Source organism: Lysinibacillus sp. NPDC047702 (assembly GCF_050272555.1).
Lineage (GTDB): Bacteria > Bacillota > Bacilli > Bacillales_A > Planococcaceae > Lysinibacillus.
This window is the reverse complement of record NZ_JBNNMG010000019.1, coordinates 20,018-38,903: the sequence shown is the minus strand read 5'-3', so window position 1 is coordinate 38,903 and position 18,886 is coordinate 20,018. Positions and strand designations below refer to the sequence as shown.

The window sequence follows — 18,886 nt, the reverse complement described above, 5'->3', positions numbered from 1 at the left end:
ATTAACGGAGATTTGAATATGTAAGCAAAGTGAATTGTTCTATGTTTACAAATATTAGCTAAATTACAATCTTAGATGTAAAAAAGCCATTGTTTTAAAATTAACAATGGCTTAAATAATCTCTAGTATAATTTAAACAAGCTGTGGTTCCTTATGTTCTTCAGCTTCTAATTGTTTAATAATTTCCATATGATCTGCCTCAGTCATTTCCCTAATTCCAGGTTCCCAATTTATAGATTCCGCTAATTCAACAATTTTTTTCCCTCTTGAAACGCGATTTGGTTCAAAAGACATATCAGTGGTTCCTGTACTCTTTTTTCCTTGTTTGATATATGGATTAAATATTTTTTTCATACAGTACACCCCTTCCATTAATAAAGTTGGATTGCAAAAATCACTTAAAAATGTATTGACGTTTGGTAATATAAACATATCATCTTTATTCTCCATATTCAACCAAATTCTATAATCCTCCACTAAACTTTCTTTTAATAAATAAACTTTTTCATGAGGATTTTGAGTATGAAGAAATTCTGGTGACCGTTTAACTAAAATATCTACATATCCCTGTTCCAAAAAGAATTTATAGATTTCAGAGGGTAATGACAACTTTTCGGAATCAAAAATTCTCCAGTGTAAAATATGGCCATATTCATGCAGTAATGACTGAGTACACCTTTCTAATCTGTTTAATTGATTCAAATTTTCCAAGAGAACACTATGATAATCTGGATCCATCTTAGGTTTTGGTGAAAAAATTAAATCTCTGGCATAATTTATATAAAACTGTTTCTCAGCTGCTACCCTATCTTCGGTATTGTCTGGTAATAATAATATTACCTCTTCTCCGTTTTTTCTAATCATCATAGCTGTAGCTTCCGAAGCATCAATTTGTTTATTTTTAAATTTAAAACTAAGATTATATATTCTTATGTTTTTTTCCTCAATTTCAACATTTTTCTGACGTCCTTTAGCACCTTTATATCCTGCATACATTTCAAACTTAGGTCTTATATATTTCGAATATATAACCTCTGTATCTGCAGTTATTATTTCACTGATAAGAGCTGCTTTTTCATTCATATTCTTGATTTGCTTTTTTTCTAATTCTATTTCTACTTCACCACTAAGTATTGCGTTTATTTCTTTTTCAGTAATATATGTATAAAACAAATCATCAGGTTGATTTTCAATCTCAAGGTCAATATCTTCATTTAATTTTTCTATTTTCAACAACAATATCCCCCTAAATAATTGCATTTTTACTGTAAATTTTACCATATCAATACTTTTTAATCTATTTTTATTTTAATATTTATTCCATTAATACTATTTTTATACTTATAGTCTAATTCCAAACTCCTTCGAAAAAATAGATTAAACTCTTCAGGAGTTAGGCTACAAAAGTGAAACATTTGATAAGTGATAACCTTGTATCTGTATTGCTTTATTGACTTCAAAATACTAAAATATCATTTCTGGATAGTACATAATGTTAATTGAAGTTCTTAGGCCTGGGGCTTATGGCGAGAGTGAATGAGAGATTCGGAGATAAATACCCAATCTTTTTTGTTGGTCAATTATAAGAATGGCTTAATTACATAAAAATTGCACTGCTTGGAACAGTGCATTACTTAGGTTTTATTACAAATAAATGCTCTCCAGAATAAAACTATATTATTCAACGTCCCTTCTTATTCTTGTTGTTCTTGTTGCTCTTCTATATACCTCTTGTTTTCAAAAAAGTTCAAAACAAGTACTAATGAGATTAATACAGCGAAAATTAAAGTAAGGTATAAACAAAATTGAATCCATGTTTTTGTGAAGAACAAGCTTACTAATAACACAATACATAGGGCAAGTGAAATACAAGAAGCACCCACAAGGTATAGTGTGGATGCCCTTTTGTCTATTTAACAATCTGCAAATGCTGTTTCTTATTAAGCTTCAACTTCACTGGCTTGCCGTGCCTTACATACATAACCTCTCCTTTGCTGTTTCTAAACGTGTTCTCGGTGTCCATACCCTGTGTAGCCATAAACTCTTCCATCAAGTCTAAATGACCATCAAAATGCCTTATAGCACTCATGGCTACCATGCCTTGTACAGCAAAATCCATAATGTCACGGTTCATATACTCCATGATGAGCTTCAGGATGCTTTCGCCTATTCTTTCATATGGCTCTAGCCCTAATTCGTTGATGGCTTCCAGTGTAGAGTAGTAGTCCTTCATTTTATATTTAGCACCGTCAAACACCTTCTCAATTGGGAATAGATTCATAAACTCATGCAACGTTAAGAGGCTCATGATTCCCTTTAAGCCTGATATGAACTCAAAGCATGTTTTTGCTTCATCTGCAGTAGTAAGTTTTGGGTACGTGCCAACTGCTTTCACCCCATAATAAATAATCTTTGGTATGTGCTTAGATTGCTCAGCCCCTTCCTCTACCGGACAAGCTTTTAATGAATGGATATAAGCTTTTATATAAATTCTATGCATGTTTGCCTCTACTGCTGATTGCATTTCTGGTACGTATTGCGATTAAAGGTAAGGAGCAGCCACAATAATAGTTGAAGCTGCTCACTGTTTTTGATAAAGTCAATTTGTAATGTTTTCACTAGTCGATGTTAGCGCATCGGCTTTTTTATTTTGTTCAGGTTCTTTAACGTTCAACCTCTTCACAACTTCCGTTATATACGTTGCCACTTCCTCAAAATTCTCAGGTTCTCGACCGAACTCTTTAACGAATGTTTTTATGTTGCCTTCCATTGCCTGATAGTTCCAGCCTAGTAAGCTGTTAATGCTTGGCTTGCCACCATCTGGGCTTACAATAATGTCGAATAACTCACTTGAAATACCTTCAAGCTTGTTCACCGTTTCTTGCATTGTGGTATGGAGCGGATAAAAGCCCATATCAATTAAACGCAATATGTCCATAAACTCTAATATAGTTAATGCTGCTAAACCTCCTCGATCTTCATGTCGCCCCTTCTGTACAATATCCTCTATATGCTCAAGCAAACGTGCTACTGCACCTTGTATAACCTTAAGTTGAATCATTTGAGCAGATAAACTATAAACTTCATGGCTATTGTCATGTACTAATGATTTTACTTTGTCTACTACTTGTTCCATTCTAATACCCTCTTTCACTGTTTATTTATTGGCTACTGCATGTAAAAGCAGCTGCTTATTGTGGTCCGACATGGCACACCACTCCTTTCCTGTTACTTTCATGTGTCCTCACTTCCCTCCTGCGCTTGCTTTTGCATTTCTTCAATACACTTCAGAGCAGCATTTATTTTTTCGTTGACTACCTCAGCGAAACATCTGTAACGCTCGAAATCATACGCAACAAACAGCATATGATTATGTTCTTTAGTAGGTTCGTACTTATCAAAGAAATCCAACATCATTCCATCTTGCATAAAATGTGCTATTTTTAGTGCTGCTTCTAAATCCAGTAGTAAGCTTTCTTGTGCCATTAACTTCACTCTCCTTTTCTTTGTTACAACATGTCGGCTATTTCTAGTCTCACCGACTTACCTTTGATGTTTTTGAATGTTCCTTATTAGTTACATAATAATCCCCAAAAGTTTAAAAGTCAACTCTTTCAATATACATAAAAGTTTCTTTTTGTGACTAAAAAATATCTTAATGTTCCATTTTAGTTTATAATAGTGTTGTAAGGGGGGTGTTTTATATGATGTGTACAAAGATAAAAGTTGTATTGGTGAAAAAGGGAATGAATGTTGTCCAATTAGCTGAATTATTAGGCACAACTCCACAGAATTTGTACAAAAAATTTAAGCGAGATAACTTTTCTGAAAAAGAACTTACGGAAATTGCTGAAGTACTAGGTATTAAATATGAAGGGGTTTTCACATTGGAAGATGGCGAAAAAATCTAACAGAAACACAAAAAGGACTCCCTAGATTTCGGGGGTCCTTGTTTTATATATCCGATTTCATTTTTCTTTTGACCAATATAAAAAGCAACCACATTTCTGCAGCTGCTTGACTATATATTAATTATTAAGAGCATGTTTTAAAAGATTAAAAGAATAAATGATTAAGATCCAATTTATATGTGTTCATCCTCACTGCCACATGGTGTTTCAGCATTTCAACGGTAGGACATTAATAGCATATTATTATTGCCACCCATCACGGAGTGGTCTTGTTATGGATTATTTAACTAAGCACCTGTTAACACAAGAAGCGATTGCTCTAATTGAACAATCACCTCTTAAGCCTACGTGTATGTATTGACAAAATTAAACACCATAATGGAGGGTGTTAGAGATATACGAAGTTCTACAAACTGACTCTATTTTTTAGTTTAAGAACTTTTTTATACCTTATATAGCAAGCTATTCTCCAAGGAATTAAATAACAAATAGCAAGTAAGAAAATTAGCATATTGAGTGTATCTGGTTCGATAGTAGAAATATGTTGTCGAAAATAATAACGTAAAGCAATCATAATGGCGAAAGTAATTATAAAAGCAGGACTTTTCTTAGCATAAATTAAACCATCATTTCGTATTTCATAATCTGACCATAAAATAAGAGGAATAGAAAAACCCACTCCTAAAAAAATTGCTATAGATAATTGAAGGTATGTAACGAGCCCAGAAGCGTTTAGAAAAAATGAAAATCCTGGTGTTAAAAATAGAAGAGGAAGAATTATTCGCCCTCCTCTTCCTTTGATTGGTTTGTACATAGAACGGATTCTACGAACTAAAATGAACAATCCAATAATTAGAAACATAGAAGTAGCTGGTATTGCAGTTTGCATAAAAACCTCCCTGAATTATGTTTTAATATTCTATTATTGCATAAATTTCAACAAAAACTACATTTTTCTAAATATAACTAAACTGCACAGTTAGCCAGCCATGAAGCGCTAAAATAAGCTCCCCACCACAGAAAATGAAAGATGATTAGGTTCTTTCATGGGAGCTTAATAAGGCCCTTTACTTTTTAAATATCTTCGCTTCGACTTAATACAAAAACGCCTCAGTTTACTATCAAAGATTATTTTTATTACTTATAAAGGAAATTTGTTCAGCTGATATAATAAAATCAATTAAATCCATCGTTTCATTTTGTAGCAAGACGTGAAATTCATATTTGTCATTCACTTTATATATTTCCTCATACAGCCACCATGAATCTTCTAACAAATCATCCTGTTTGATAATATTAAAATTTTCAAATATGACCTCATCTATATTTGTATAACTCCCTTTATTATCAAGGAGTAATTTTAAGGATTTATCATTCTTAATTGATTTTATAATTTTGCAATAATGGAAGCTAAAATCCCCATCAATTTCTATATCCAGTAATGTTGAGTTTTCTTTTATATATCTTTTGTAATCTTCAATTACTGTGGTTACAATTCTTTCATTTTCTTCGCAAAATTGAGTTACAGCATTTATTACATTACGAGTTGCCTTATCTAAAGCAAACACCCTTATATCTGCAATCTGTTTTACTATTGTTTTTGGTAATTGCTTTTTTAAATACATATGATTATGTATGAAAATATCATGAAATTGTTCTATTCCCTTTTCTTTATTAAAAGGTTCATAGTTATTATCATCATCTCCGTTTGCTGTTTCGTTAGATTTTAATCTTAAATTTGCTTCTTCTTGTAAAGTAAGCCAACTATTTAATTCAATGTGGTAAAGCTGTTGAAAATATTCTTCTGAGAATGTTTCAGCTTGCTTTTCTTCCTCTAAATGCAGATGGATATTATTTTTTTGACACAATTCATGCCATTCTTTAGTAAAATATTTCATTTTATTACCCTCATCTCTCTAAGTAGATAATTTTTCATTAACCTGCCTCGCTAGCTTAATAATCCAAGAACACCCTAACCTGGTGAGTCTGTAGTTAAAAACCACATAGCCAATAAAATCAACCAAATTACTGCAATACCTATAACTAAACGCTTCATACACAAGCCCCCTATCAGACCATACTTCCATTAATCTGCTTTGTAATTTAATATTACCTCATAGCACTTTCACTTGGATAACAATTTCCATTCACCCTTCAAGCCAATTGTCTAACGATGGTTCACCATATTTACTCACCTTACTATTTAAACGCTCTACAACCTTACTATACGCCCCCACTAATACGACTCTTTTGATATTTCTAGCAAACTTCAATATTATTAATGTTGGAGATAGATAAAATATAAATGAGGATTTCAAAATGAACAAACTAGAACAAACAACTCAAGAATTACTGGAAGCTGGTTATACGATTGAGAAAATTAAAGCAGCCTTTGAAGAAGTCATTGAACAGGCTAAACATTCAAAGACTATTGATGAGACAGAAAACTAACAAAGTTACCTATTTTTCATTATGACAAATAAAAAGATGACCAACTCGACAAATAAATTAGTTTTGCTGGTCTTTTTTTATGTAATTTAAAAAATTCTCTTGCTTAAGCACCATAAAAATTATTTACCTCTGACTTTAAACAGTCTACAAATTCGTTAATTTGCTCCATTTTTACTTTTAGACATAATCCAGGACCAGTTTCTGATGCACTATGATCATTCCTCTCACCTGCATCTAACACAAAAAATAATCTATAATAAGGATCCCATTCATCCCTTTCATGTTCAGGCACTTGATGTAAACCATGTCCAGGGTAATAATAAGAACCAAAAAGAGGAATATGATAAATACACAACCCAGGGTCATGGGGCTCTAACATACTTAGATGCATAAGATCGATTTGTCTTAAATCATCTAATAATTTTAAAAAGTCTCTTCTCAAACAAACTATTTCAGTAAAAACTTCAGGAAAATTTTTCCCTGAACGAAATTGAATATTGAATTTAACACTAGATTCATTCACTAATACTAAATTTATTTCAACTTCACAATTAGGTTGATTAAAATAATCTTTTAATAAAGCCATTAATAATTCCCCTTTACCTAAATAAGCATTTGGTAATACTAGATAAATGATAAACTTCTAAGAAGTTTTTTCATTAAACTCTCTCTCGAAATTCCGTTATTTATCTCCTACATACTGCCAAGTACTTTTCAACCATTTCAATTTTTTTGCCTTTTGATTATATACTGTATCAATTTCATCCGTATCTTTTTTAAGTAAGACTGCCGTTCTTTTATTTTCGGATTCATTCTCTAACCAAGCAATTCGTTCTCCACTCCAACCATCTACATATTTTGCACCATTGGACAAAGCATCATCCATCATTTTTCCTGTAATACCACGATCAAATGCTTGTTCAGCAGCATGTTTGGATACATAAACTATTCGTTTTGAAGCAGTCCTTGCTAAAAATGGAACTCCATATCTAATAGTAACAGTTGCTAATAATGGAATAACGGTAATACAAACGGTTGTAATTCTGTGCCAATAGAAACATCAGGATTATTCAATTCATTAAAAGGAACATCTAATTCTTAATTTGTATCTATTCGAATAATTGAATTGTTCTCTAGTTCATTGCATAGCGTGCAAATACGTCATAGTGGTATTTGTATTCGTCCTAACCCTACCTATTATTTCAATATTATGTATTAATATGGTTTTTTTCATTCTATAATGAAGTGATAAATACACTAAAATGCTAACATGATTGGAGGAGAAATATGCAAAATACAACGCAACAAAAGTGGAAACGTCTATCCAGTACCATACTTGCTACAATATTAGTGGTAAGTAATGTATCCTTTATGGGTACAACGCAACAAGCACAAGCAGCACCAACAACATCAGCGATTACAACATCCCCAAATGATACAGTGGCTGCTGTCATCAATAATGCCATTGATAATAGCTCGGTTGTAGTAGATGCAAATGTAGCTCTAGACACGGCTGTCTTAACAGGCTATGAAAGTGATGTAAATGGAGCAATCATCACCATTGAAAATTTCCAACCAGGGGATAAACTCGAATTTTTGAATGCTAATGGTATTACGCATACGTTTGATGCATCCAGAGGGGAATTAACACTACGCGGTGCTGCGACTATTGCAAACTATCAAGCGGCATTACGCAATGTGAAATTTTCGACAACAGCAACAGATTGGACAACACGTAATATTACGTTCAACTTAGGGAAGGCATTACCTTATAATGGGCATTTTTATGACTATATCGACAATGGTGCTACACTAGGTTGGTATAGTGCTGAAAGTAAGGCAAAGCTGAGAAGTTATTTCGGTCGTAAAGGGTATCTTGCTACAATTACTGATGCAACAGAAAATGAGACTGTTAGCAAAAGACTACCTACTACCACACCATCTCGTACATGGATTGGTGCACAGGATATTAAACGTTCACCGACAAGTCCTACTATAGACCCTCCTGGTGATTGGCGTTGGGTAACAGGTCCAGAGGGGTTAGTGGATGGAGGTAAAGGATTAAAGTTTTATGACAATTATGCTCACTTAAATGGCTCACCTGTACCGGGAATGTATACGAATTGGAGATTAGTTGAACCTAATAATAGTAGTAGTGGCACCGAGTATTTAGGGTTTATAGATGGGGCAAATGGACAATGGAATGATTTTAATGAAAGTGGTAGTAATACAATAAAAGGCTATGCTATTGAATATGGAGGTATGCTGGGAGATGCAACTTTTACATTAAGAGCATCCAAAAAGATTGTATTTATGGATAAAACTGCTTTAAGCAATGAAGTGAAGAAAGTGACAGGACAAATACCAAGTACCCCTGCTTTACAGGAAGCAGACTATACTGCAACAACTTGGGAACTATATAAAACAGCTTTAGATAAGGCACAAATCGTATTAGCAAATCCAGTGGCGATACAACAAGAAATAGATGAAGCGCTGTTAGACCTACAAACACATGGAGCAAACTTAGCATTAAACGTGCCAACAATGGTCACTTTCAATTTAGCTACTCGTATACTTACGATTCCTTTTAATTATGCTATTACGAATACTGGCAAAGATGGGTTTATAGTAAAGCATAACGGTAATAATATAGCTTTAAATGATATTGATAGTATTATAGTTGGCGCAAATTCAAAACAATTAGAGATTCAACTCGCATCTACTCTTGCATTGTCATCTGATAGTGAACTAACAGTCGTATACACAGCTCCAATACCTACGAATTTAGCAGGTCCGCATAGTAAAGCTGTGGGAAATTTTACAGTGGTGGCAGAGGATCCGTTCAATGCAGCACTACAAATAACAAAACCAACGGAACTAACGCAACAAGGAACACCTACTATTTCAACATCAACCTCAATATTTGGTGGGACGGTAGCTCAAAATACGACACCTGATGCTATTACAGTGGTACTAACAGATACAGGAAGTCACTCAATTCAGGGGCAAGTAACAGTAAATTCAGCAGCAGGTGAATGGACATTTATTCCTACTAATGCGTTGTTAGATGGCATGTATACATTAACCGTGCAAGCTGCAAATAACAGCCAAACAGTAACAAAGACAAAATCGTTTACCATATTAGTAGGAAATAAAACACTATTGCAACAAAAAATAGCGGAAGAAAGGACTTTCATTGCAAGTGAGTATACGTCAGCAAGTTGGGCGGCATATCAAGCGAAGTTGATAGAGGCTAAAAATGTCAATAGTAATCCAAATGCATCACAGCTAGTGGTGAATGAAGCATTAACGCAATTAACGCTGGCACAGAATGCATTGATGAGAATACCTGTATTCTACCCAGATAATGATTTAGTGAGACCGAGTCCAACGCCAATCGACTTGAAAAGAAAAATTCTAGTGCCCCTTGAAGGGAATGGTAGAAATTTATTAAGAAACAATCCAATAGAACTAGAGCGTACAAAACAACCAAATGGCGATATTACAGATTTTGTGCCATTAACAGAGGTGCAAGCGAGAGAAGCTTTGTTAGAGGTAAGAGCAAATGGCATCAATACTGTTCGTATGGTCTTGCCAGATGTCAATGATGAAGTGAAAACAGCAACAGTGGATGTGTCAATGCCATCACTCCAATTACTACGTGAGAATGGTCTATCACTAGAAATTGCATCTATTAATGGTCGTATTACTGTACCAAATAGCTCATTTGATGGGTTAAATAATGGTTTTAATTTTCAAATAACACCTTTGAGAACACCACTTGAGCTTCAAGCGGTGAAAGCACGTGCACAGGCTTTTGTACATGAAACATTACCAACTGGTAATGTTCATGTCATGGCACGTCCAGTGGTGATTGTGACGAATATGCCACAGCGTTCAATAGTAGTAACATTACCGTTGCAAAATACTCTATTATCAAGCAATGGAGATGAGCGTATATTTATCGAACATTCAGACGGTGAAAATAAAATTGTGAAACCAGATGTTATCATGATGGAGAATGGACAAGTAGGTTTAAGTTTTACTGTAGAGAAATTCAGTACCTTTACAATTATTCAAATCCAAGAAGATACGAAACTAGAGGAAACAGTAATAAAAAATACACATACTGCCTATATTAAAGGTTTCCAAGATGGCACATTTGGTCCTGAGAAAAATGTAACACGTGCACAAATAGCTACAATGATTGCTCGTATTTTAGGCTACACAGACGATTCAATGGGAGACACAGCACCATTTAAAGATGTGACGAGCACTCATCATGCAGTAGGAGCGATTGCCTTTGTGAAAGAGCAAGGCATAATGAATGGTGATGCGAATGGTAATTTTCGAGCAGAGGAAAATATTACACGTGCACAAATGGCTACAGTAATTGCAAACTTTAAGCAATTTAACATTGAAGAAAATGGTGCGATTACCTTCAACGATACAAAAGGACATTGGGCACAATGGATTATTGAAGCAAATCGTGTAGCGGGTATTATCAACGGTCATCAGGATGGTAGCTTTGCGCCAGATGCCCATCTAACACGAGCACAAGCTGTTGTGATGATGAATCGTATGTTTGAGCGTGGTCCATTGCAAGGTGTCACAATACCAAGCTTTGCAGACGTGAAAACGACACATTGGGCATTTAAAGAAATCGAAGAAGCGGCGAAGTCTCATGCTTATCTAGTGGATGAAGATGGGAATGAGCAATTAGCAAAATAAATAATAAACAAAACAGGCGTTGAGAATCCTCTACGTCTGTTTTATTGAGCTAACGGCATGGTTTGGTTGTTAACCCTTATATAATAACATTCCTCTTTCATCGCATAGTACCACCTCTTAATCAGTGTTCGTTTTGGAAAAGTAATGGAGCACTACATTGGAACGTTCCATTCACCTATCATTCCTAAAAGGGCTATAATCTTGGGGTTTCTTGGGGTGTAATAGTAAGGCTGCTGTGTTTCGTAAACGTTCAAAATGGGTGCAACCTTTTAGTTTTTTGGGTTGCATGGTTGCATCCTTTTTTTCGTTCTGCAGCATGGTAGTACTACGAAAAATTGTCATAGTTGATTGGAGTACTGCATTGGAGTACTCCGTTAAATGTTAGGTTTTGAAATACTCTAACTATCACCAATACTTATGTTTTCTTACTAACCTGTTCCGTTTGGGAAGTGAAATGAGTTCCGTTTCGGAATGTTGCTACCTTAGCATTTCTTAACATGTACTCCTGCATTTAAAAAGCACTACACCAGTCCTAATACTTTATTTTTGGTGCTGGTCCTTCAATCTTATCGCTGATCTCTTTTGTACGCTGTTCGGCTGCTGCTGTGTCTGCAGCATAAACTGCTTCTTTCGTTGTGAGATGCTTTTTTATTACAATAGCTCATAGTCAACCATCTGACGCTTCATATAGAACTGCTGAAGCATTTCAACATCTTCTTTAGGCAATTGTTCCAGCCTACTGGTAGTAAAGGCTGCAACGCTGCGCGGTGAAACTAAACATATAGAAAATGATAATTTAACTATTAGTGATTATGTAGATCTATGGTTTGAGAAGAATTGTAAAAAGAAAAAATGGAGCGATAATTCAGTTCTCATTCGTGAGCAAGCTATACGTCTCCATTTTAAGCCTTTACTAGGGCGCTATAAGCTTCAAAACCTTAATGATGTTATCTTATCAAGAAAACTTTATAGACGTGTTAGCAGAACAGTACAAGCCTAGTACAGTGCATCAAGCTCACAATGTCTTTAAAACAATTATTAATGCTGCTATTAAAGAAAGAATATTGCTCCACAATCCTCTTGTTGACATTGTACTACCTGCTAATACTAAAAGGGATGAAACTGGAAAGAAACAAGAAAATTATCTCACACCTACCGAATTAGTAACTTTTTTGAATGATGCTAAACAAAATGAAAACATGACAAATTACACTTTTTTACTCGTAATTGCTTATACAGGAATGCGCTGCGGTGAAGCATGTGGATTACAGTGGAAAAATATTAATTTTAAAGAGCATACAATAACAATTGAACGTTCCAGGGATTATGGAGGCACCCATAAGCCTAAAACACTAAACAGCTATAGAACCATTTTAGTGGAAGAAGCTGTTATGAAGCAATTAGAAACCTATAAAAAATGGTGTAAGCAAAAATTGTTGTCGTATGGACTAAAACTGATGGATGAAGATGAATACGAGAATGATGATACATTTGTTTTTATCTCACATTTGTCAGGGGAACCTATAGGACCAAACAACACAGCCAAAATCATGTATAAGATTATTCAAAGAACCAGGCTTCCCAAAATAACTTTACATGGTTTAAGGCACACGCATTGCACTATTTTATTGAATCATGGTCTGAATGTGAAGGTCATAGCAGAACGTTTAGGAAACACTCCTAAAATGATTTACGAAATATATGGTCATGTTCTTAAAGAAATGGAAGAGGCATCCGTAGCGGCATTTAGTCAGAGTTTAAATGAAGTTGGGGCTAAAAGTGGGGCTAGTTCATAAAGAACAGCCCCGTATCCCTGACTATATAAAGATTTTCATTACTATTAATAATTAGAGTCTGAAATTAAGCCATTCATAATTGCTACGCCCGAGCTTGCTCCAATACGAGTAGCCCCTGCCTCCACCATCTTTTTCATATCCTCTAAGCTTCGTACACCCCCAGAAGCTTTTACACCAAGCTCTGGACCTACTGTTTTACGCATTAACGCAATATCCTCTGCTGTTGCGCCACCTGTAGAAAAACCTGTTGAAGTTTTCACATAATCAGCACCTGCTGCCACCGATAATTCACATGCTTTTACTTTCTCTTCATCTGTTAGTAGGCATGCTTCAATAATAACCTTCACAAGTGCACTACCTTTTGCTGCTTCAACCACCGCTGCAATCTCGGCTTGTACAACATCATATTTTTTATCCTTTAATGCACCGATATTAATAACCATATCCACTTCTTTTGCACCGTTCGCAATTGCATCTTTTACCTCAAATGCTTTGACCGTTGAAGTACTGGCACCAAGTGGGAAACCAATAACTGTACACACTACAACGTCTGATCCTTGTAATAACTCACTGCTGTACTTAACCCATGTCGGATTTACACATACTGAAGCAAAGCTAAATTGTTTTGCCTCTGCACAAAGTTTTTCAATTTGTTCTTGCGTAGCCTCAGCCTTTAATAAAGTATGATCAATCATACGTGCAAAATTTTGTCCCATTATAAAACTCTCCTTCGCATCCCAAGATGTACGTACCTCTTGGAATCATATCACTTTTTTACATTATCGTCTAATTTCTTTTAATTATTGTTACCAGGAGTGCTTCTTTTTTGATCAGCCTGCTCTGATTTTTGCTCTGCTTTAGACTTTTTTGATCAGCCTGCTCTGATTTTCGCTCCGCTTTAGTATTTTTTGATCAGCTTACTCTGACTTTCGCTCCGCTTAAGTATTTTTTGATCAGCCTGCTCTGACTTTCGCTCCGCTTTAGTATTTTTTGATCAGCTTACTCTGACTTTCGCTCCGCTTTAGACTTTTTTGATCAGCTTACTCTGACTTTAGCTCTGCTTTAGACTTTTTTGATCGGCTTACCCTGACTTTCGCTCTGCTTCAATTCTTTTTTACCCTACACAAAACAAAAAAGGATTGACCTATTAAAAATAGGCAATCCTCCTTTTAATTATTTAACTGGTTCTAACACACGCACAAATTGTCCTTTAGAATGAGGGTATCCTGCTTGTGTAATTTTCACCTTCACGAGCTGTCCAATTAGATTCTCAGGGCCTTCAAAGACTACTTTTAAGTAATTATCTGTATAGCCTGTTAGTAGTCCTTCTTCCTCACTACCATCATGAACAAACTCTTCTGGAATAACCTCCAAAACCTGATCTTCAAAGCGAGAGGCATATTCCTTCGCCAACTGGTCATTTAAAGCGATTAATCGGTGAACACGTTCGTTTTTAATATCCTCATCAATTTGGTCTTCCATACGTGCAGCTGGTGTCCCTGTACGTGGAGAGAATGGAAATACATGCAGCTCAGAGAATTTATGATCTCGAATAAAGTTATATGTTTCCATAAACTCTTCTTCCGTCTCACCTGGGAAACCTACGATAACATCAGAAGTAACAGCTAAGTCTGGTAAAGCCTCGTTTAGTTTTGTTAAGCGTTCACCAAAGAACTCCATTGTATATTTGCGACGCATGCGTTTTAAAACCGTGTCAGAACCTGATTGGATTGGAATGTGTAAGTGATTAACAACAATATTTGATTCACGTAAAACTTCAATGACTTCATCTGTTAATTGACTAGCCTCAATTGAAGAAATACGTAAGCGTTTTAAGCCTTTCACATTCGCCTCTAAATCACGTAGTAACTGCGCTAAGTTATAATCTTTTAAGTCCTGTCCATAGCCACCTGTATGAATGCCTGTTAGTACAATTTCAAGATAACCTGCGTCCACCAATTGTTGTGCTTGGTGTAGTACTTCCTTAGGATCTCGTGAGCGCATTAACCCGCGAGCCCATGGAATAATACAAAAAGTACAGAAGTTATTACAGCCCTCTTGAATTTTTAAAGATGCACGTGTACGGTCTGTAAATGCAGGTACATCCAATTCTTCATAGACACGATTTTTCATGATATTGCGTACAGCATTAATTGGTTGGCGTTCAGTACGATATTGATCAATATAGCCAAGCAATTTTGTACGATCCTGCGTTCCTACAACAATGTCTACACCAGGAATTGCCATAATTTCTGCTGGAGATGTTTGAGCGTAGCACCCTGTAACACAAATGACAGCATCTGGATTTTGACGTACAGCCCGACGAATCACCTGACGAGATTTTTTGTCCCCAGTATTTGTTACGGTACATGTATTTATGACATAAACGTCTGCTTGACGATCAAATTCAGTACGCTCATAGCCTTGTTCTTTAAACAGCTGCCAAATAGCCTCAGTTTCATAATGATTTACTTTACAACCTAGAGTATGGAAACTCACGATTTTTGATCGCTCGTTACTCATAATATATATCATCCTTTCAACATCACATTACATTGTGTTTCTTACTTTACTTATTTTTAATGTACTTAATTTAGATACGTGAACTATAATAACACAAACCTTTTGAAATCAATACTTTAAAGATTTAAATGACCACTCTATGATGAGTGGTCATTTCATGTTTGTTGAAATACTATTATGTCAATGAAATCAAGGTGACAAATTAAAAAGTATAGCCCTTTTTCAAAACGAGGGGTTGATCTCCGTTCCGACTGAGTGCTTTCCTGGGGGCGTCCGATGAGCCGCTTGGGGCAACAGATGTTTTTTGCGCGAAAGCGAAGCGGCAGTAGCAGGAGGTTGGTCACGAAGGCGTTATCACAGGACCTCTGCGCGAAAGCGAAGCGTCAGCGGCAAAGCGAGTAGCCTGGAACGGAAATCATCTTCATTTGACTTAGTAGTATTCACAAAGAGTCCCTTGACCATTTAGTTTTTCAACACTATGAAAAAAAGACTATTAAATAGTCTTTTTTATTTTACATTTAATAATACATACTCTCCGCTTATTGGAGTTTTTACAGTATAAGAATTTCTTTTCATTACTTTACCAGTAACAATGTCGTAATATTCTCTTGTTCCTTTTTCTATTTGATATTTTACTCTATATGCCATGTATACTTTTTTGTTAGGTCCAACATTTAAAGTATAGCCCTTTGAACTAGCGATAGTCGTACTTGTTGAAATACCTAATCCAGATATCCCACCCTCTACTTCTTCACCGCAACTCAATGATCTTCAAGTAAAGCACCCCGTGAGTTTAAGAACGTAATTTCTTAAATCATCAAATTTATATTTTAAGCTTAAGTTATCGAATTACATACTCATAATTTTCCCCATTGGCTGTAATTACTGCTTTCAATAGCTTACCATCTTTCTCTATACTTGCTGGAACAGAGGTTAAAAAATGAACCACTCTAGTCTCCAATGGTTCAATACTCGAATTGTTTAAACCACTAAATTTATTCTCTTCAACTCTTTCAAAACTTTCTCTTTCAAAACTAGTAAATGAATTAAATTCTTCTCTTTCATCATAGATGATTTCAATACTCATAAAATCATCTGCCTCAGATAACTCAGTAGGCGATATGTTTCTTACAGTTACTAAAATATCTAAATAAATTTCACCATTATTATTATTAATTAAATAATTAGAAGTAGGTCCTGAATTTGATGGATTAATTATTTTACCAAAATTATTACTTTGTATCGTAAATTCAATATGGTCTTGTACTACTATTTCATCCATCATCTTAACTTCTGTTGGTTCAAATATCTCATTGTTATATAAGATTTTATTTGCTGTATGCCTTAAAGTATCTAATGACTGTGTAGTAAGAAATATTATGACGGCTGCTGTTAATATGACAGCAATAGTATTGTATTGCCAATCACGATTATTTTTAAGTTCACGTTTATTGATTATAACTGTATTCTGCAATACTTTATTTCTTAATAGGCTTTTGGATTTGTCTGTCATCTTTAATTCTTGTTCCAAATCACTAAATTGTTCATCTGAAAAAGGTTTCATAGGTAAGCCCTCCTTTTAATAATTCATTTTTAAGTTCTGCTAAAGCTCTTTTTAAAGTCATTTTCACTTTACTTTCAGACCAGTTTAGAACGATAGATGATTCCTCCGTAGAGAATTCTTTTAACTTCCGCAAAATGATCACATGTCTGTAGGAAGGTTTTAATTGTTGAATGGATCTATATAATTGTTCAGTTTGATCATTCATTACTACGATTTGTTCAGGTATTGGCTTGTAGTCTTTTTCCGCTATTGTTATACCTAAGTAATGTTGTAACGGATGTTTTTTTCGAAAATAGTCATTTATCACATTAAAAGCGATTGAGAATAACCACGTTTTCACCGTTGATTTATGTTCAAATTCATGTTGTTTTTTATAAGCTTTTATAAAAGTTTCCTGCGTTAAATCCTCTGCATGTTGATAGTCTTTTACTATTAATAGTATGTAGGTTAAAATGGATTCGCCATATTCATCAAACCATTTACGTCACGTTTTTCAAATAACTTATTTAAGAGTTGAAAATAATTTTCATCATCTCATCAAGATTTATGATTATTTAAACAAAAAATCCCAAACTATTTGAGATTAAAAACTTCTCAAATGTTTGGGTTTATCTATTGCAGTTTGTTATTTTCCTTCGAAATACTGAACTAAGGAATTTTTAAATGCGTCAAGTTTTTTCAATAATAAGCTGTATGCCTCACGCTCTTTGATTGCTTCTTCAGTATCCTTGCTATTTTTTTCGCGATATTTATTAAAAGCGTCCAAATCGAGTATTTCAGCATTATCAGAATTTAACGTACCGTCTTTTAACTTTTCCTCGTATAACTCCATCATTCGGGAAATGCCTTTATCAGACCAATCAACATGCCCACTTGTTATACCTAAAGCCCTGACAAGAAACATCCCCATATCACCTCTTGCCTTCATTTCCTTAAAATAGTTTTGGGCCTCTTCATTTACGGCTTTAGCACGAAATTCATCAACCAAATCTAAAACACTGTTCTGAAAAATCTGGTTGGTGTTGTTATCGTCTGTCTGTCCGTCAAATAGGCCTTTTTCTTTGTACTCATTATATTTCGTCAAAAACTCGTCTAATAATTTGCTATCAGCATTGCTATCGGAATTATTTCTTAAACTTAGCTTTATTCGAGTTAAGTCATTCGAAAAATCTTTTAATGTATCGTTTGACACATTCGGTCTAAAAGATGAACGGCTAAAAATAACTGCTGCGCTATTTTTGGCGCTTGCATTGGTGTTAATAGAGCCTTTATTGCTTATGTTAGTCATACCGATATTGCCTGTTTGCAATCCCCTAACAACAGATGAATCATTCAAACCCATTTTCATAATATCGCCCCTTTATTTACTGCAAATAGCTTTTGCGCTCTTAATATATATTTGTTAAATTCCAAAATTCTTTAGATTTTTTTAATACACTTTAGACTTGGTATGCGCTCTTAAAAAAAACATTATTCCCCAAACCTAAAGAACTTAGTTCATGAACGGGGTTGTTTCCTCTCAACTTGTAAATTAAATGCCATTGGGCTAATTAATAATTTAGATGAAAGTAAAATCAGTGCAAATTTCTTCATATGTATTTTTCATTATATTAACCATCATATAATATAATTAAATATTTTCCAATATTTTTAATATTTATCAGTAAAGATTCGTCAGTCATAGATAGTTCATAGTATAGGTGGGATTATTAATGATTTTTATAACATGTATACGTTAACAATGAGTTCTGATGATGATTCATTAGAATTACCACTATTAATGCTAACGGCAAGAGTTATTGCTCAAAGTTTAAAAAAATCACAAGAAGACGGGCGAGAGAGGAAATATTAGTACATGAAGTTTTGAAAAAGTTTAAAAGGAGTACAAATTCATATAATGTACAGTTCTT

19 protein-coding genes and 1 pseudogene are annotated in these 18,886 nt (G+C 34.6%); 6 read left to right on the top strand and 14 right to left on the bottom strand.

The window, feature by feature from the left end; translation table 11 throughout:
- Positions 1-132 precede the first annotated feature (132 nt).
- The 4 genes from ACQKIM_RS11550 to ACQKIM_RS11535 all read right to left on the bottom strand — a co-directional run bounded on the left by ACQKIM_RS11550 (position 133) and on the right by ACQKIM_RS11535 (position 3,486).
- Positions 133-1,233: a hypothetical protein gene (locus tag ACQKIM_RS11550; protein ID WP_427543667.1), complete on the bottom strand. Its 1,101-nt coding sequence runs from the start codon at positions 1,231-1,233 to the stop codon at positions 133-135.
- Positions 1,234-1,909: 676 nt separating this feature from the next.
- The gene (locus ACQKIM_RS11545; RefSeq protein WP_427543665.1) at positions 1,910-2,500 is read right to left on the bottom strand and encodes a hypothetical protein; all 591 of its coding nucleotides are present in this window, start codon (positions 2,498-2,500) and stop codon (positions 1,910-1,912) included.
- A 99-nt stretch (positions 2,501-2,599) separates the two neighbouring features.
- Positions 2,600-3,136: a hypothetical protein gene (locus tag ACQKIM_RS11540; protein WP_427543662.1), complete on the bottom strand. Its 537-nt coding sequence runs from the start codon at positions 3,134-3,136 to the stop codon at positions 2,600-2,602.
- A 98-nt stretch (positions 3,137-3,234) separates the two neighbouring features.
- On the bottom strand, positions 3,235-3,486 hold the full coding sequence (locus ACQKIM_RS11535) for a hypothetical protein (RefSeq protein WP_427543659.1): 252 nt from the start codon (positions 3,484-3,486) through the stop codon (positions 3,235-3,237).
- Positions 3,487-3,704: 218 nt separating this feature from the next.
- On the opposite strand from ACQKIM_RS11535, the gene ACQKIM_RS11530 reads away from it, so the two are divergent.
- Complete coding sequence (locus tag ACQKIM_RS11530; RefSeq protein WP_427543656.1) at positions 3,705-3,911, top strand: helix-turn-helix domain-containing protein; 207 nt, start codon at positions 3,705-3,707, stop codon at positions 3,909-3,911.
- Positions 3,912-4,317: 406 nt separating this feature from the next.
- Here ACQKIM_RS11530 and ACQKIM_RS11525 read toward each other — a convergent pair whose 3' ends face one another.
- Both ACQKIM_RS11525 and ACQKIM_RS11520 read right to left on the bottom strand, forming a co-directional pair.
- Complete coding sequence (locus tag ACQKIM_RS11525) at positions 4,318-4,800, bottom strand: CcdC family protein (protein ID WP_427543653.1); 483 nt, start codon at positions 4,798-4,800, stop codon at positions 4,318-4,320.
- A gap of 232 nt (positions 4,801-5,032) precedes the next feature.
- Positions 5,033-5,809, bottom strand: a complete 777-nt coding sequence (locus tag ACQKIM_RS11520; protein ID WP_427543650.1) for a DUF4085 family protein — start codon at positions 5,807-5,809, stop codon at positions 5,033-5,035.
- 421 nt (positions 5,810-6,230) lie between these two features.
- Between ACQKIM_RS11520 and ACQKIM_RS11515 the strand changes: the two genes are divergently transcribed.
- Complete coding sequence (locus ACQKIM_RS11515) at positions 6,231-6,362, top strand: hypothetical protein (protein ID WP_427543647.1); 132 nt, start codon at positions 6,231-6,233, stop codon at positions 6,360-6,362.
- Between the two features lie 103 nt (positions 6,363-6,465).
- On the opposite strand, the gene ACQKIM_RS11510 is transcribed toward ACQKIM_RS11515, so the two are convergent.
- Both ACQKIM_RS11510 and ACQKIM_RS11505 read right to left on the bottom strand, forming a co-directional pair.
- Complete coding sequence (locus tag ACQKIM_RS11510; protein ID WP_427543645.1) at positions 6,466-6,948, bottom strand: hypothetical protein; 483 nt, start codon at positions 6,946-6,948, stop codon at positions 6,466-6,468.
- Positions 6,949-7,044: 96 nt separating this feature from the next.
- Positions 7,045-7,248 carry a hypothetical protein gene (locus ACQKIM_RS11505; RefSeq protein ID WP_427543642.1) on the bottom strand — a complete coding sequence of 68 codons (204 nt, stop codon included), beginning with the start codon at positions 7,246-7,248 and terminating at the stop codon, positions 7,045-7,047.
- Between the two features lie 401 nt (positions 7,249-7,649).
- Here ACQKIM_RS11505 and ACQKIM_RS11500 point away from each other — a divergent pair, with 401 nt between their 5' ends.
- From ACQKIM_RS11500 to ACQKIM_RS11490, 3 genes are all read left to right on the top strand, one after another.
- Positions 7,650-11,093, top strand: a complete 3,444-nt coding sequence (locus tag ACQKIM_RS11500) for an S-layer homology domain-containing protein (protein WP_427543639.1) — start codon at positions 7,650-7,652, stop codon at positions 11,091-11,093.
- Between the two features lie 703 nt (positions 11,094-11,796).
- A complete protein-coding gene (locus tag ACQKIM_RS11495) occupies positions 11,797-12,093 on the top strand; it encodes a hypothetical protein (protein WP_427543775.1) in 297 nt (98 codons plus the stop codon).
- Positions 12,035-12,889 (top strand): tyrosine-type recombinase/integrase, encoded by an 855-nt coding sequence (locus ACQKIM_RS11490; RefSeq protein ID WP_427543636.1) that lies wholly within the window; start codon positions 12,035-12,037, stop codon positions 12,887-12,889. The genes ACQKIM_RS11495 and ACQKIM_RS11490 overlap by 59 nt, the downstream gene beginning before the upstream one ends.
- A 44-nt stretch (positions 12,890-12,933) precedes the next feature.
- On the opposite strand, the gene deoC is transcribed toward ACQKIM_RS11490, so the two are convergent.
- From deoC to ACQKIM_RS11460, 6 genes and pseudogenes are all read right to left on the bottom strand, one after another.
- On the bottom strand, positions 12,934-13,605 hold the full coding sequence (deoC, locus tag ACQKIM_RS11485; protein WP_427543633.1) for a deoxyribose-phosphate aldolase: 672 nt from the start codon (positions 13,603-13,605) through the stop codon (positions 12,934-12,936).
- A gap of 457 nt (positions 13,606-14,062) precedes the next feature.
- Positions 14,063-15,412, bottom strand: a complete 1,350-nt coding sequence (gene mtaB, locus ACQKIM_RS11480) for a tRNA (N(6)-L-threonylcarbamoyladenosine(37)-C(2))-methylthiotransferase MtaB (protein ID WP_427543630.1) — start codon at positions 15,410-15,412, stop codon at positions 14,063-14,065.
- 507 nt (positions 15,413-15,919) lie between these two features.
- On the bottom strand, positions 15,920-16,177 hold the full coding sequence (locus ACQKIM_RS11475) for a hypothetical protein (RefSeq protein WP_427543627.1): 258 nt from the start codon (positions 16,175-16,177) through the stop codon (positions 15,920-15,922).
- Positions 16,178-16,253: 76 nt separating this feature from the next.
- On the bottom strand, positions 16,254-16,976 hold the full coding sequence (locus ACQKIM_RS11470) for a hypothetical protein (protein ID WP_427543624.1): 723 nt from the start codon (positions 16,974-16,976) through the stop codon (positions 16,254-16,256).
- Positions 16,957-17,445, bottom strand: a pseudogene (locus tag ACQKIM_RS11465) (RNA polymerase sigma factor); the annotation flags it as partial. The pseudogene ACQKIM_RS11465 and the gene ACQKIM_RS11470, both read right to left, overlap by 20 nt.
- 156 nt (positions 17,446-17,601) lie before the next feature.
- A complete protein-coding gene (locus ACQKIM_RS11460) occupies positions 17,602-18,324 on the bottom strand; it encodes a hypothetical protein (protein WP_427543621.1) in 723 nt (240 codons plus the stop codon).
- Positions 18,325-18,702: 378 nt separating this feature from the next.
- Here ACQKIM_RS11460 and ACQKIM_RS11455 point away from each other — a divergent pair, with 378 nt between their 5' ends.
- On the top strand, positions 18,703-18,828 hold the full coding sequence (locus tag ACQKIM_RS11455) for a hypothetical protein (RefSeq protein WP_427543618.1): 126 nt from the start codon (positions 18,703-18,705) through the stop codon (positions 18,826-18,828).
- Positions 18,829-18,886 lie beyond the last annotated feature (58 nt).

Coding starts and splice junctions, on each gene's coding strand:
- ACQKIM_RS11460 (WP_427543621.1), bottom strand. CDS start 18,324: ATGAAAATGGGTTTGAATGATTCATCTGTTGTTAGGGGATTGCAAACA.
- ACQKIM_RS11540 (WP_427543662.1), bottom strand. CDS start 3,136: ATGGAACAAGTAGTAGACAAAGTAAAATCATTAGTACATGACAATAGC.
- ACQKIM_RS11525 (WP_427543653.1), bottom strand. CDS start 4,800: ATGCAAACTGCAATACCAGCTACTTCTATGTTTCTAATTATTGGATTG.
- ACQKIM_RS11515 (WP_427543647.1), top strand. CDS start 6,231: ATGAACAAACTAGAACAAACAACTCAAGAATTACTGGAAGCTGGTTAT.
- ACQKIM_RS11455 (WP_427543618.1), top strand. CDS start 18,703: ATGTATACGTTAACAATGAGTTCTGATGATGATTCATTAGAATTACCA.
- ACQKIM_RS11510 (WP_427543645.1), bottom strand. CDS start 6,948: ATGGCTTTATTAAAAGATTATTTTAATCAACCTAATTGTGAAGTTGAA.
- ACQKIM_RS11530 (WP_427543656.1), top strand. CDS start 3,705: ATGATGTGTACAAAGATAAAAGTTGTATTGGTGAAAAAGGGAATGAAT.
- mtaB (WP_427543630.1), bottom strand. CDS start 15,412: ATGAGTAACGAGCGATCAAAAATCGTGAGTTTCCATACTCTAGGTTGT.
- ACQKIM_RS11470 (WP_427543624.1), bottom strand. CDS start 16,976: ATGAAACCTTTTTCAGATGAACAATTTAGTGATTTGGAACAAGAATTA.
- ACQKIM_RS11505 (WP_427543642.1), bottom strand. CDS start 7,248: ATGGATGATGCTTTGTCCAATGGTGCAAAATATGTAGATGGTTGGAGT.
- ACQKIM_RS11545 (WP_427543665.1), bottom strand. CDS start 2,500: ATGCATAGAATTTATATAAAAGCTTATATCCATTCATTAAAAGCTTGT.
- ACQKIM_RS11535 (WP_427543659.1), bottom strand. CDS start 3,486: ATGGCACAAGAAAGCTTACTACTGGATTTAGAAGCAGCACTAAAAATA.
- ACQKIM_RS11500 (WP_427543639.1), top strand. CDS start 7,650: ATGCAAAATACAACGCAACAAAAGTGGAAACGTCTATCCAGTACCATA.
- ACQKIM_RS11490 (WP_427543636.1), top strand. CDS start 12,035: ATGATGTTATCTTATCAAGAAAACTTTATAGACGTGTTAGCAGAACAG.
- ACQKIM_RS11520 (WP_427543650.1), bottom strand. CDS start 5,809: ATGAAATATTTTACTAAAGAATGGCATGAATTGTGTCAAAAAAATAAT.
- deoC (WP_427543633.1), bottom strand. CDS start 13,605: ATGGGACAAAATTTTGCACGTATGATTGATCATACTTTATTAAAGGCT.